Here is a 13,708-nt window from a genome sequence, read left to right on the forward strand (position 1 = left end):
AGGCGACAGCCGCGCGGACCTCGGTCCACGCGGCTGCTTACTCTACTGTGACCGCCCGGTCTCGGTCAGCGCCGGGACGATCCACGCCCGACGCGGCCGGAGAACCGGCCGGAATGTCACAGTAAGTCCTTGATCACGGTCGGTCCTTGCTGCGGTCCGATCAGACGGCGGCGCGCTTGAGTTTGCGCCGCTCCCGCTCCGACAGGCCACCCCAGATCCCGAAACGCTCGTCGTGCTGGAGCGCGTACTCCAGACATTCCGCGCGCACCTCGCATGCCCGGCACACTTTTTTGGCCTCTCGGGTCGAGCCGCCCTTCTCCGGAAAGAACGCTTCCGGATCGGTCTGAGCGCACAGGGCGCGCTCCTGCCAGCCCGACTCCTCACCTTCATCTGTGCCGTGCGCCAGCGGGATCACGATCTCGCCCACGCGCACCTCCTAGCCGCCCCCGTAGAGCCCCCCGGTCAGAACTACACACTCGAAATTACACGTGTGTAGTCCCCCGTGCGTCAAGCGGTAGGGGCCACGGGTGGGGTGAACTATGGGTTATCCGGGCGAAGCGCGCCGCTCCTGGAACTGATTATTGCGGGCCTTGATCCCCGCGATACCAGTTCTGGTCACTCTGCTGGGGCTGCTGGGGCTGTCCGGCGGCGTCGTCGCCGAACTGACGGGTCCAGCCGCCCGGGTCCTGCTGCGGCTGCTGGCCGTACTGCGGCTGGCCCTGAGCGGGCTGTCCCGGCTGCGCGGGCTGGCCGTAGGCGTCGGACTGGCCGTACTGCTGGCCGGGCTGCCCGTACTGGCCCTGGGCGTACGGGTCGGCCGGAGCGGAGTGCTGCGGGGAGTACGGGTCCTGTCCTGGCTGGGCCGCGGGCTGCTGCGCGCCGGGCTGCGCGTACGGGTCCTGGACGCCGTACTGCGGCTGCCCGTACTGCTGCGGCTGCTGGCCGTACTGCTGCTGCTGCTGGGCGTACGGGTCGGCGTAAGGCTGCTGGCCGTACACCTGGCCGGGGACCTGCGCGGGACGGGCCGGCTGGAACGTCTTGAAGTTCAGGAAGACGTAGTAGCCCGCGCCCGCCGAGATCGCGATCTTGCTCAGGCCGAAGAAGAACGCGGCCGCCTTGTCGCCGCCGCTCGCGTACTCGGAAAGGAGGCCGGCGAACAGGGTGATGACGCCGAGGGCAAGGCCCACGCCGACGACCGCGAGCGCCCCGGTGACGATCGTCTTGGCCGCCGCGGACGGGGCCGGGCTCGTCGCGAGCAGGACCGCGCCGACCACGAGCGCCGCAAGGATGAATCCGGTGAAACTGCCCACCGCGCCGTAACTCTCACCGAACGCGTTCGACGTGAACGCGGCGCCCGCGAACAGCGAGATCAATCCGGCGAGAACCTGGACGGCGGCGGCTCCGAGCAGCAGATACGCGGCGGGTTCCCGCAGCCGCTGCAACGCTTCGGTGTTCACTGGATCACTCCATAATGGGGTATTTGGGCGGCTCATCCCGGGCGCGTAGCGTATCGCAGGGATGGAAGACTTGAACCGTGAAAATCGTGGTTCTGGCCGGAGGGATAGGCGGGGCGCGCTTCCTGCGCGGACTCAGGGCGGCGGCTCCGGACGCCGACGTTACGGTCATCGGCAATACCGGTGACGATATCCATCTGTTCGGGCTGAAGGTCTGTCCCGATCTGGACACCGTGATGTACACCCTGGGCGGCGGCATCAACGAGGAGCAGGGCTGGGGAAGGACCGACGAGTCGTTCAAGGTCAAGGAGGAGCTCGCCGCGTACGGCGTCGAGCCCACCTGGTTCGGCCTCGGCGACCGCGACTTCGCCACCCACATCGTCCGCACCCAGATGATGGACGCCGGGTACCCGCTGTCGCAGGTCACCGAGGCGCTGTGCCACCGGTGGCAGCCGGGCGTGCGGCTGATCCCGATGACCGACGACAGGGTCGAGACCCATGTCGTCATCGAGGACGAGAAGGGCAAACGGGCCATCCACTTCCAGGAGTGGTGGGTGAAGATGCGGGCGTCGGCTCCGGCGCTGGCGATCACGCCCGTGGGGGCCGACGAGGCCAAGCCCGCGCCGGGGGTCCTTGAAGCGATCGCGGAGGCGGACTTCGTGCTGCTGCCGCCGTCGAACCCTGTGGTGAGCGTCGGGACGATCCTGGCGATACCGGGTATCAGGGACGCGCTCAAGGCCAAGATCGTCGTGGGGGTCTCGCCGATCATCGGCGGCGCGCCTGTGCGCGGTATGGCGGACGCCTGTCTTAGCGCGATCGGGGTGGAGACGTCTGCGGCGGCCGTAGCGGGGTTCTACGGGCCTGCGCTACTGAACGGCTGGCTTGTGGCGACCGAGGACGGGCCGCACTTCGCGTCGCCGGGGCTCGAGGAGGTCGTCGTGCGGTCGCGGCCGCTGCTGATGTCCGACCCGGAGGCGACGCGTGCGCTTGCCGCCGCGGCCGTGGACCTCGCGGTCGAGCTGTCCGGGGAGGGCGCGTGAGCATCGAGATCATCGGGGTTCCGGGGATTCCGGAGATCAAGCCGGGGGACGACCTCGCGGCGTTGATCTCGGGGGCCTTCCCCGGGCTGCGCGACGGCGACGTGGTCGTCGTCACGTCGAAGATCGTCAGCAAGGCCGAGGGGCGGATCGTCAAGGCCGACGACCGTGAGGCGGCGATCGACGCCGAGGCCGTCCGGGTCGTCGCGCGGCGGGGGCGGACGCGGATCGTGGAGACGCGGCACGGGCTCGTCATGGCGGCGGCCGGGGTTGACGCGTCGAACACCGCGCCGGGGACCGTGCTGCTGCTGCCTGAGGACCCTGACGCGTCCGCCCGCGCGCTGCGCGCGGCGCTGCCCGCGCGGGTCGCCGTGCTCGTCTCGGACACCTTCGGGAGGCCGTGGCGGGCCGGGCAGACCGACGTCGCGATCGGCGCGGCGGGCCTTGAACCGCTTGACGACTTCCGCGGCCGCACCGACCCGCACGGCAACCTCCTCGAGGCGACGGTCACCGCGATCGCCGACGAGCTCGCCGCCGCCGCCGAACTCGCCAAGGGCAAGCTCGACGGGGTGCCCGTCGCGGTCGTGCGGGGGCTCGGCCACCTCGTCACCGACGCCGACGGGCCCGGCGCGCGCGCGATCGTGCGCGTCCCGGCCGACGACATGTTCCGCTGGGGCGGGGCGGAGCTGCTGCACGCGCGCCGGACGGTCCGTGAGTTCACCGACGAACCCGTCGACGGGGAGGCGGTGCGCCGCGCGGTCGCCGCAGCCCTCACCGCGCCCGCCCCGCACCACACGACCCCGTGGCGGTTCGTCCTGCTCGAATCCCCCGAAATCCGGATGAAGCTCCTCGACGCGATGCGCGACGCGTGGCGGGCCGACCTGGAAGCCGACCGCTTCACCGAGCACTCCATCGCGCGGCGGCTCGCCCGCGGCGACGTCCTGCGCCGCGCCCCCTACCTCGTCATCCCCTGCCTCGACACCGAGGCGGGACAGCACGCCTACCCCGACCCCCGGCGCAACACCGCGGAACGCGAGATGTTCGTCGTCTCCACGGGCGCGGCGGTCCAGAACCTCCTGGTCGCCCTGACCGCCGAGAACCTGGGCTCCTGCTGGGTGTCGAGCACGATGTTCTGCCGCCCGACCGTCCGCGAAGTCCTCGACCTCCCCGACTCCTGGGACCCGATGGGCGCGATCGCCGTCGGCCGCGCCGCCGCCCCACCCCGCGACCGCGCCCCCCGCATCCCGGACACCTTCATCGAGGTCCGCTGAGCCCCGCGCACCTCAGGACCCCAGAACACGCGCCTTCTCCGCGGCGAACTCCTCGGGCGTGAGCACGCCGCTGTCCCTGAGGTCGGCGAGCTTCTGAAGCCGCGCGATCCGGTCGTCGCCCTGCGCGGGCTGGGCCTGCGCGGGCTGCGGCGGCTGGGTCGGCGGCGGCTGCGGCTGCGGCTGCGGCTGCGGCTGGGCGTACTGCGCCTCCTGCTGCACGTCCCGGCGCGCCTGCCTGCGTTGAACACGCCCGGAGACCGCGCTCGCCGTCCCGGTGATGACCGCGGTACGCGCCATGGTGCCCAGCAGCCCTGGCCGTCCTGCCCTGATCATTCGCGTTCCCCCTCTAGCTCAGCGCCGCCATCGCGGTCGCCACGACATCACGCGGAATCCGCTCCCACGACCTGACCTCCCCGTGGGAGCCGCGCACCGCGTCACCAAAGCGCCTCGCCCACGCGTGCTCCCACACGAGCACGAGCGCCGAGTCGCCCGGATCGAGCCCGTCGCCGACCTTGTCGAGATCCTCCTCGCTCAGCAGGTCGAGCTGCCGGCTCGTCAATCCGAGGAACGTCGAGGCGAACTCGGTGTCGACGACCTCGGTCGCGACGACCGAGCCGTCTGAGTCCCTGGAGACGAAAGCGAGGTCGAGGATCCGGATCGTGCCCGCGTCCTGGAGGTCGAGCAGCGAGGGCGCGACGTCCCCGTTGAAGCGGCTTCCTTTGAAGCGGATCACCGCGACGTCGACGGGCCCCATGGGCTCCGTTTCCCTGCTTTCCGGCATACCCGCCCCCTGCGCTCGACGTGCCTCTCGGAGGGTCTGACCGCCTGAGCCTCGGTGCGAACCCCGCATTTCCCCATGAATCCCTACTGTTCGCGCGTGGGTCAGGGGGTTGGGCGGGTGCGGGTGATGATTGTGGCGGAGGCGGCGGAGAGGGCGGCGATGAAGAGGGCGAGGGCGATGGTGGCGTCGAGGAGGGTCGTTGTGGTGACGAGGATGCCGGCGGCGACCACCGGGATGGTCAGGCCGATGTAGGCGGCTATGAAGAATGTGGAGATGACCTCGCCTCGGCGGGCTTCGGGGGCGATGGCCGTCACCGTCGAGAGGCCCGCGCGGAAGGCGAGGCCGACGCCGACGCCGCCGACGAGGGCGCCGGTGATGAGCAGGGGCAGGGAGGCCGCGGCGACGGCGGCGACGATCACGGCGGTGCCGCCCGTCATCAGGGCGAGGCCGATGAGGCTCGCGGTTCTCGGCGGGAACCGGCCCGCGGCGACCTGTGCGGCGGCCGCGGCGGCGAACAGCAGGAACGCGACGACCCCTGCCGTCTGGTGGCTGTGGTTGCCGAGGCCCTCGGACAGGACCTGGCCCGCGAGCGCGGTCGTGAAGCCGAGCAGGGCGAAGGACGCGAGTCCGGCGATCGCGGCGGCGAGGAAGCGGGTGCGGATCTCGGCGGGCACCCCGATGCGCTGGAGGCCGATCCCGGCGCGGAAGCCGTCGCGGTCGCGGACGGTCTCGGGCACCCGCCACACGAACACCAGGACGACGGGGACAAGCAGCAGCGCCCCCGCGATGTAGGGCACGTCGAGCGGATGCCCGACATGGTCCGCGAGCACCCCGGCCAGCAGCGGCCCGAGCCCAAGCCCGCCCATGTTCGCCACGGTCGCCATGACGCCAGCCTTGCTCCGCGCCCCCAACGGCGCTTCCAACTCCGCGATGTACGCGGTAGCCGCCCCCGTCACCAACCCCGCCGAAACCCCAGAAACCAACCGCCCCGCGAACAGCCCGCCAAGCCCCTCGGTGGCCACAAAAACCACAGCAGACGCCGCCGAGAACGCCACAGCCGCGAGCAACACGGGCCGACGCCCGACATGGTCGGAAACCCGCCCGAGAACCTGAAGCGTCCCAAGCACCCCCACCGCGTAAACCGCGTACACCACGGTCACCATCCACGGCGCGAGCCCGAGCCTCCCCGAGTAGATCGCATACAGCGGCGTAGGCAACGTGGTCGCCACCATCACCACCATGAACAAATACCCCACAAGCAGACTGTCCCGCTGCCCCATCCCCATAACCCCCATCATCCCCCGCCCCCCACCCATCCCCCCACCCCCACCCACCCCACCCCAGTTCCCGGGCGTCACCGCCGCAGCGCCGTCACCAGGCGAACCTGGGTCGTCCGAAACGCCGGAAACATCCCGCTCGGCTACTGACCCGCCGGACCCGGTTCTGCGCGGGCGATGGCATCGCGGAGGGCCCGTGCGATGCCTTCCATCGTGCATAGCTCCGCGATGTTCATCGCGGCCGTGTCGGGGTCTGCGCCGAGCGCGATGGACGCGTCAGGGCCGAGCGAAACCCGAAACTCCCCGTCCGCGTGGAAGACGGACACGCCCACCTTCGAGCCGGGGACCCTGACGTTCAGGTAAGGGCCGGACTCCCCTACCCGGAGGCACGCGTCACGGCCCACGTGGAGCAGTCGCAGGGCGAGGTCCTCCAGCGCGCTAGGCAACGGAGAGCCCCGACGCCCTGGGCCGCCGAGGGGCACCGCATGTGACCGACCCCGAACGCGCCCCCATCTGGGACCGAGCAGGACCCGACTGCCCGTAGTGGACGCTCAGCGCCCGGTCCAGTCCGTCCGGCGTGTCGGCTTCAAGAAGCTTGTCGCGCCCGACCGCCCACCACCGCCGAGTGCACTCGCCGTACCACAGCATCCTGCCCGGATACCTGACCCGCAGCCCACCCAGCACCTCCCGCCGCCACCCCTCGACGTCTTCGCGGATCTCCCAGCACCACGCCCCATGCCCGGGCCCCGGCGCCACCGCCCCCCACCGCGTACACAACCCGGCCGCCAACGCCAACCCGCGCCCCCGCTCCACCTCGCCCCCCGGCATCGACCGCCGCGCCGACCCCGCCCCCGCCATCTCCCCGAGCCTGCCCACAAACTCAGGCGAGACGACGGCTTCGAGGCCATGCACCAACAGCCCAAGCACCCCGCCCTTCGACGGGAGCAGCCACACGAACACCTCACCGCCGCCCCCGTGCTCGACCACATTCGCGACGAGTTCCCCGACCACCGTCAGACAGTCATCCGCCGAGCCGTTACCGTCGAGCACCCGCCGCACCCAAGCCCGCTGCCCCCGCAGCGCCTCGTGCCCGCCGGTACCGACCCTGATCCCCTGCCCAGCGTGCAACGAACGCCGCACGCACTCCCACACGCTCGCCACTCCGAGGGGAGGCACGCTCGCCCCCCACCCCATACCCTTACTGCTCATGGTCGGACTCGCCTCCGATCAAGGCCCCAGCGGCGTGGCCGCGCCGTTTGGGGCCGTCTGTCCCTATATCCGCTCCGGACGTATACTGTCTCATTGTGAGACACCGCGACTGTCTCACAATGAGACAGGGAGATTCAAGGTGAACCTTAAAGAGGCATTGGAAGAATTGCTGGGAGCGCAGGCTTCCGAGATCGACGAGAGCGCGCTGGTCGAGGACCGTGAGAAGTTGGTCGCCGCCGCCGTTGAGGCTTGGCGCAGGCGGCACGTGAACACCTTGGCCGGAGCGCAGGTGATCGCGGCTCTCGCGGACAGTGGGCTGTCCTACCGGCAGATCGCGGATCTCACAGGTATTCCGAGTGCCACGGCGCACCGGTGGGCACGTCCTCCGGCAGACGGCTAACACGAAGGGGAACCACGTGACGGCAATGCCCAGGCGTATCCGGCGTGATCCGATGACCCGCTACCAGCGTGCGCAGCGTGAGCAGGGCAAGGGCGCGTTCGACGCCGAGTTGCGCGCCCTGGGGATGGAGCCCCGCTCAGAGCTCACCGTCAGCCGCGTGTCCCCTCCACCCGAAGTCGCCGAGATCCTCGGGACGCCGGAAGGCGAGCAGGTCGTGTGCCGCTCGCGGCGCATGTACGCCGACGACACCCCCGTCCAGATCGCGCCGTCCTACATCCCGCTCGACATCGCCGCCGACACCGTCCTGGAACAGACCGACACCGGCCAGGGCGGAATGGTGAGCCGCATGGCCGAACTCGGCTTCCCCCAAACCCGCATGACCGAGGACATCAACGTCCGCCCACCCACCGAGGAGGAAGCCGAATTCCTCCAGATGTCACCCGAACAAAGCGTCTATGTCATCACCCACATCGGCTGGACAGCACAAGACCGCCCAGTCGAAGTCTGCGTCCACGTGATGCCCACCCACTACTGGCAGATCTCCTACTCCTGGAACGTCACCCCCTAACGCTCTTGGGGCCCTTGCCGCAGCGGTCGAGTGGGGCCGCCGCCGTGTTGGCGGTGGTCCTTTCGGGGGGGGTGGGTCAGGTGGGGGTGGTGAGGGTGGTGGCTTTGTGGGCCAGGGACTCTAGGGGGGTGTCGTAGGCGGCTAGTTGGGATTTGTATTTTGTGATGATCTTTTGTTGGGCTTCGAGTTCGGTTGCGTTGATGAACTTGATGCGGCCGAGTTTTGTGTTGCATTTGTGGAAGGCGACGGCCAGGTCGGACTCGCGTTCGGTGGGGACGTAGACGCGCTTGGCGGGTTTTGGGCCTACCTGGACGGTGCCGGGTTTCTGCTGCGGGCGCCAGTCTTCGGGGTCCGGGCCTGCGTAGCCGCCTGCGGTGACGCCGTAATCCGAGGGGCGCTCCAGGGTTGAGTTTTTGCCTGCGGCGGGGAAGCCCGCTTCCTCCAGGCATTCGGCGGCCTTGAGGTTGTAGAGGTGGTAGTCGTCGCGGGGGAGCAACTGGTGGTACTCCACCACGACCTTGTTGACGACCAGGTCGTGGTATTGGTCGTAGGTCGTCTTGGCGTCGTCGCCTAGTGCCTTCCACGCCTTGTCCTCGCAGCTCACCAACAGCGCGTCGTAGGCGGGATCAGAACTGACGATCTTTGCGGGCGGCGGGTCCTGATCCGCGCCGAAGCCCTTGGCGCGGGCGATCTCCTCGCTGGGCCAGCCGGCCTTGCCGCCGCCGGGTCCGATCTTCAGATAATCGAACGCGTCGCGCGGTTCCGTCAGGCCAGCTTTCGACACCTGCGGATATCCCGCGTCAGCCATACAACGGGCGTGCGCCCACAACCGGGCGTGGTCGAGCATGCCCATTTCCTCGCCTTTGAGCACGTCGAACGGCTGGGCCCCGGTGAACTCCTTGCTCGCCTTGGGCAACTCGCCGACGCCGCCCGTGCACCCGCACACGCTCGCGAGCACCGCCAACGCCAGTCCCCAAACCCGCACACCCATACCTGTCCTCCACCGAACACGTCGAGCGTGAACAGCCACGACGGGTCAGGCCCGCCCGCGCCGAGTTCACTTCCGAGAAGTGTCGATCCTAGAGGTGGACGTTGCAGTTCGGGAATCCCCGGGGCCATTTGCGTTTACGGCCCCGGGGATTTCGGGGGTCAGGCGGGGGTTAGGGGGAGGAAGTGGCCTACGCCGTTGGTTTTGCGGGCGGCGGTGAGGCGTTCGGGGGTGGGGCGGCCGTAGGTTGTGGTGCGTTGGACGGCGGGGCGGCCGGCGCGGGCGGCTATTTCTTCTAGGGAGGAGATGGTTTTGAAGGAGCCGTTGGCGGAGCCCGCCATGCGGGAGATGGTTTCTTCCATGAGGGTGCCGCCGAGGTCGTTGACGCCGCCTTGGAGGACCTCGGTGCAGAGGTCGTCGGAGAGTTTTACCCAGCTTGTTTGGATGTTGGGGATGGCGCCGTGGAGGAGGATGCGGGCCAGGGCGTGGACGGCTCGGTTTTCGCGGACCGTGGGGCCGGGGCGGGCTATTCCGGCGAGGTAGATGGGGGCGTTGTGGTGGACGAAAGGCAGCAGGACGAATTCGGTGAAGCCGCCGGTCTCCTCCTGGATGGAGCGGAGGAGTTTCAGGTGGCCGACCCAATGGGCCGGGGTGTCGACGTGGCCGTACATCATCGTGGATGTGGTGGGCAGGCCGACCGAATGGGCGGTCTTCACCACGTCGATCCAGGCTGAGGTGGGGAGTTTGCCCTTGGTGAGGACCCAGCGGACGTCGTCGTCCAGGATTTCGGCGGCGGTCCCGGGCAGGGAATCGACGCCCGCCTCCTTGGCGGCGATGAGCCATTCGCGCAACGAAAGGCCGGTGCGGGCGACGCCGTTGACGACCTCCATCGGGCTGTAGGAGTGGAGGTGGATGTCGGGCTGCCGCTGCTTGACCTCGCGGGCCAGGTCGAAGTAGGCGGTTCCGGGCAGATCCGGATGGATGCCGCCCTGCATGCAGATCTCGGTCGCGCCCGCCTCCCACGCCTGGTCGACGCGGTCGCCGACCTGGGACAGGGAGAGGCTGTAGGCGTCGGCGTCGGTGCGGCGCTGGGCGAACGCGCAGAAGCGGCAGCCGGTGTAGCAGACGTTGGTGAAGTTGATGTTCCTGGTCACCACGTAGGTGACGTCGTCGCCGTTGACCTCGCGGCGCAGGTCGTCGGCGATGCGGGCGAGCGCGGTGAGCTCGGGGCCGTCGGCGTGCAGGAGGGCGAGGGCGTGCGCGTCGGACAGGCCGCCCGGGTCCTTCTCGGCGGCGGCGAGCGCGGCCTTGACGTCGGCGTCGAACCGTTCGGGGGCGCGGACGCGTTCGCGCAGCGCGTCCCAGTCGCCGTAGACCTCATCGAAGTCGTCGCGCCGGTCTGACGTGCGGCCCTCGACGTCGATGGCGGTGTGCAGGTCGGTGCGTCCGGTGGAGGTGAAGCCGCCGTCCGGCTCCTGCCAGACGCGGCCCTCCACGACGGCGTCCTCGTCGGCGAGGCCGTCGGGGCCGCTGAGCGCGCGGACGTGCGCGACGAGACGCGGGTCGAGCCACGGCTCGCCCTTCTTGACGTACTCGGGGTAGATGGTGAGCCGCTCGCGCAGCGTGAACCCGGCGGCGGCGGTGCGCGCGGCGAGCTCCTCGATCTGCGGCCACGGACGCTCGGGGTTGACGTGGTCGGGCGTCAGCGGGGACACACCGCCCCAGTCGTCAATTCCGGCGCGGACGAACAGGGCGTACTCGTCGTCAAGGAGGTTCGGCGGGGCCTGGATGCGCGCCTTGGGCCCGAGGACGAGCCGCGCGACGGCGATCGTCGCCGCGAGTTCCTCAAGCTCCGCGTCGGGCGTCCCGCGCATCGCGGTGTCCGGCTTCGCGCGGAAGTTCTGGACGATGACCTCTTGAATCGCCCCGTACTCCCGCATGGTCCGCCGGATGGCGAACAGCGCGTCGGCCCGCTCCTCGATGGTCTCGCCGATGCCGATGAGGATGCCCGTCGTGAACGGCACATTGAGACGTCCCGCGTCCTCAAGCACCCGCAGCCGGACGGCAGGGTCCTTGTCGGGCGACCCGTAGTGCGGCCCTCCCTTGTCGGTGAACAGCCGGGTCGCGGTCGTCTCCAGCATCATCCCCATCGACGGCGCGACCGGCTTGAGCCGCTGGAAGTCCCGCCACGTCATGACGCCCGGGTTGAGGTGCGGAAGCAGCCCGGTCTCCTCAAGGACGCGGATGGCCATCGCGCGCACATACGAAAGCGTGTCGTCGTAGCCCTGCTCGTCAAGCCACTCGCGGGCCTGGTGCCAGCGGTCCTCGGGCCGGTCGCCGAGAGTGAAGAGCGCCTCCTTGCAGCCGAGCGCCGCACCCTGGCGGGCGATGTCGAGCACCTCGTCGGGGCTGAGGAACGGGGCCGGGAGCTTGTGCGGGGCGGTGGCGAACGTACAGTATCCACAGCGGTCGCGGCACAGCCGCGTCAGCGGGATGAACACCTTGCGGCTGTAGGTGATGACGCCGGGGCGTCCGGCGTCGCGCAGTCCGGCGTCGCGGGTGCGCGCGGCGTAGGACAGCAGCTCGTCCAGGCGCTCCCCGCGCGCGTGCAGCAGCACCGCGGCCTCGGCCTGGTCCAGGGTCTTCCCGTCGCGGGCGCGCGCCAGTGCGCGGCGCAGCCCGGATTCACTCACTGCGCTCTCCATGGGCGCACTCTATGCCAAGCGTCATAATGGGAACAGGGCAGGGGGCGGGCAACCACGAGAAGTCACACGAAATTCAAGAAACCGCATCAAAACCGGCGATAGTCCCGCACGCTGAGCCGTGGTCCGCGCCGCGGCGGCCGGTGTCCCGCGAGCTGGAGCAGAACCGTCACCCGGTAGCGCTGGCCCCGGTAGGGCTCAAGGAGTTCGAGCATCCCCGCGTCGTCGACCTTGCGGCCGAGGAACGCCCACCCGACGATCCCGGGGATGTTGTAGTCGCCGACCGACACCGCGTCCGGGTCGCCCAACGCGCGCTGCCGCACCTCGGCCGTCGTCCACGGCCCGACCCCCGGCAGCTTCGGCAGCACCTCGGGACGCCCGTCGAGACGGACCCGGCTCGCCCCCACGATCGTCCGCGCCCGCACCGCCTCCGCACCCGCCTTGTGCCACTCCCATGACGGGATCGTCCGCCACACCTCGGGCGGCGGCGGCACCCGCATCTCGGGCGCGCCGGGCGCGGGCTCGCCGAACCGCCGCAGCAGATACCCCCACGCGCGCCACGCCTCGGCACCGGGGACCTTCTGCTCCAGAACCGCCGGAACCAGCGCTTCGAAGACGAGTCCCGACTTGGCGATACGGAACGGGTGCTTCTCGACGGCGTCGCGCACGACGTCATCGACGGGCACGAGCGCCTCGGGCTCGTCGTCCGCGCCGAGCAGCCCGGGCAGCGCGTCGAGCAGCCACTCGGCCCCCGGCCCCCACGCCTCCGCCTCGGCCCGCCCACCCGACGCCGCCACCGCGAGCGTCCCCGGACCCTCCGGCGTGTACGACGTCCGCCAGACGGTTCCGTCGGGCGTCACCCGGTAGGCGGGGTCGTGCGGGCCGCGCCGGAACACCGCGAGGGTGCGCCGCGGCCGCACCGGCCACGGCGCGTCCCAAACGCGGCGCGGCACTACACGTCGCTGGAGAACCGGACGGCGGTCGGCGGCAGCTCGATCCCGGGCCACAGCCGCAGCCCGTCGCCGAGCTCGTTGCCGGGCCCGACGACCGCGCCGTCGCCGAGGATCGCGCCGTCGAGCATCGCCCCCGACGCGACGCGCGCGCCGCGCCCGAGCACCGAGTTGCGCACCCACGCGCCCTTCGCCACGACCGCCTCGTCGAACAGCACGCTGCCGCTGACGGTCGAGCCCGCCTCGATGGTCGCGTCGCACCCCACGACGGTCCCCGCCGTGACGACCGCGCGCGGCGACACGTTCGCGCCCTCCAGCGCCAGCATCGGCCCCGGCTTGCCCGGCAGCGCGGGCGAGTCGAGCAGCCCCGTGACGAGGTCGCAGGACCCCCGCACGAACGCCGACGGCGTGCCGACGTCGAGCCAGTAGTGCGCGTCAACGAACCCCATGACGGTCTCGCCGGACGCGATAAGCCCGGGGAACGTCTCACGCTCGACCGAAACGACCTCGTTGAACGGGATCGTGTCGATGACGTCGCGCCGGAACACGTACGACCCGGCGTTGATCCGGTTCGTCACGGGATTGTTGGTCTTCTCCAGGAACGCGGTGACGCGGCCGTCCGGAGCGGTCGGGACGCAGCCGAACCGCGACGGGTCGTCCACCTCGGTGAGGTGGAGGGTGACCGCGGCGTCGGCGTCGAGATGGGTCTTGACCTGGTCGGGTATCGAGTGTCCGGACAGGATGTCGCCGTTGAGCACGAGCACCGGGTCGTCGGGCTTGCTGACCAGGGCCTGGGCCGCGTTGCGGATCGCGCCGCCGGTGCCGAGCGGCCGCCGCTCGTCCACGTAGACGAGTTCGAGTCCGTACGCCTCGGTGCCGAACGCCGCCTCGAACATCTCCGACCGGTACGAGGTGGCGAAGACGATCCGGGTGATCCCCGCCGCGCTGGCCCGCGCGAGCTGGTGCGCGAGGAACGGCACGCCCGCGGTCGGCAGCAGCGGCTTGGGGGTCGAGATCGTCAACGGCCGCAGCCTTGTGCCCTTGCCCCCGACAAGGAGAATCGCTTCCACG

Annotated in this window: 13 protein-coding genes; 4 read left to right on the forward strand and 9 right to left on the reverse strand. The window is 70.4% G+C overall.

Annotated features, from left to right (window positions below; translation table 11 throughout):
- Nucleotides 1–160: 160 nt before the first annotated feature.
- Nucleotides 161–427, reverse strand: a complete 267-nt coding sequence (locus R9X44_RS32830; protein WP_123669020.1) for a WhiB family transcriptional regulator — start codon at nt 425–427, stop codon at nt 161–163.
- 151 nt (nt 428–578) lie between these two features.
- The gene (locus R9X44_RS32835) at nt 579–1,457 is read right to left on the reverse strand and encodes a hypothetical protein (RefSeq protein WP_319818260.1); all 879 of its coding nucleotides are present in this window, start codon (nt 1,455–1,457) and stop codon (nt 579–581) included.
- Between the two features lie 77 nt (nt 1,458–1,534).
- On the opposite strand from R9X44_RS32835, the gene cofD reads away from it, so the two are divergent.
- Nucleotides 1,535–2,494 carry a 2-phospho-L-lactate transferase gene (gene cofD / locus R9X44_RS32840; protein ID WP_319818261.1) on the forward strand — a complete coding sequence of 320 codons (960 nt, stop codon included), beginning with the start codon at nt 1,535–1,537 and terminating at the stop codon, nt 2,492–2,494.
- The gene (locus R9X44_RS32845) at nt 2,491–3,762 is read left to right on the forward strand and encodes a coenzyme F420-0:L-glutamate ligase (protein WP_319818262.1); all 1,272 of its coding nucleotides are present in this window, start codon (nt 2,491–2,493) and stop codon (nt 3,760–3,762) included. Before cofD ends, R9X44_RS32845 begins: the two co-directional genes overlap by 4 nt.
- 12 nt (nt 3,763–3,774) lie before the next feature.
- Here the strand turns inward: R9X44_RS32845 and R9X44_RS32850 are convergent, their stop codons facing one another.
- The 3 genes from R9X44_RS32850 to R9X44_RS32860 all read right to left on the reverse strand — a co-directional run bounded on the left by R9X44_RS32850 (nt 3,775) and on the right by R9X44_RS32860 (nt 5,799).
- On the reverse strand, nt 3,775–4,095 hold the full coding sequence (locus R9X44_RS32850; RefSeq protein ID WP_319818263.1) for an SHOCT domain-containing protein: 321 nt from the start codon (nt 4,093–4,095) through the stop codon (nt 3,775–3,777).
- A gap of 13 nt (nt 4,096–4,108) precedes the next feature.
- A complete protein-coding gene (locus R9X44_RS32855) occupies nt 4,109–4,516 on the reverse strand; it encodes a DUF6325 family protein (protein WP_319818264.1) in 408 nt (135 codons plus the stop codon).
- 128 nt (nt 4,517–4,644) lie between these two features.
- Nucleotides 4,645–5,799, reverse strand: a complete 1,155-nt coding sequence (locus R9X44_RS32860) for an MFS transporter (RefSeq protein WP_319818265.1) — start codon at nt 5,797–5,799, stop codon at nt 4,645–4,647.
- Between the two features lie 1,369 nt (nt 5,800–7,168).
- Between R9X44_RS32860 and R9X44_RS32865 the strand changes: the two genes are divergently transcribed.
- Together R9X44_RS32865 and R9X44_RS32870 are read left to right on the forward strand one after the other, a co-directional pair.
- Entirely contained in the window at nt 7,169–7,429 is a 261-nt protein-coding gene (locus R9X44_RS32865) for a helix-turn-helix domain-containing protein (protein WP_319818266.1), read from the forward strand.
- Between the two features lie 25 nt (nt 7,430–7,454).
- On the forward strand, nt 7,455–7,997 hold the full coding sequence (locus R9X44_RS32870; protein ID WP_319818301.1) for a UTRA domain-containing protein: 543 nt from the start codon (nt 7,455–7,457) through the stop codon (nt 7,995–7,997).
- Between the two features lie 76 nt (nt 7,998–8,073).
- On the opposite strand, the gene R9X44_RS32875 is transcribed toward R9X44_RS32870, so the two are convergent.
- The 4 genes from R9X44_RS32875 to R9X44_RS32890 all read right to left on the reverse strand — a co-directional run bounded on the left by R9X44_RS32875 (nt 8,074) and on the right by R9X44_RS32890 (nt 13,707).
- Nucleotides 8,074–8,988: a hypothetical protein gene (locus R9X44_RS32875; RefSeq protein WP_319818267.1), complete on the reverse strand. Its 915-nt coding sequence runs from the start codon at nt 8,986–8,988 to the stop codon at nt 8,074–8,076.
- 158 nt (nt 8,989–9,146) lie between these two features.
- Nucleotides 9,147–11,690, reverse strand: a complete 2,544-nt coding sequence (locus R9X44_RS32880) for a bifunctional FO biosynthesis protein CofGH (RefSeq protein WP_319818268.1) — start codon at nt 11,688–11,690, stop codon at nt 9,147–9,149.
- Nucleotides 11,691–11,776: 86 nt separating this feature from the next.
- On the reverse strand, nt 11,777–12,640 hold the full coding sequence (locus tag R9X44_RS32885) for a DNA-3-methyladenine glycosylase 2 family protein (RefSeq protein ID WP_319818269.1): 864 nt from the start codon (nt 12,638–12,640) through the stop codon (nt 11,777–11,779).
- On the reverse strand, nt 12,640–13,707 hold the full coding sequence (locus R9X44_RS32890) for an NDP-sugar synthase (protein ID WP_319818270.1): 1,068 nt from the start codon (nt 13,705–13,707) through the stop codon (nt 12,640–12,642). Before R9X44_RS32890 ends, R9X44_RS32885 begins: the two co-directional genes overlap by 1 nt.
- Nucleotide 13,708 lies beyond the last annotated feature (1 nt).

This window comes from Actinocorallia sp. A-T 12471, from assembly GCF_033875155.1.
Classification (GTDB): Bacteria; Actinomycetota; Actinomycetes; order Streptosporangiales; family Streptosporangiaceae; genus Actinocorallia.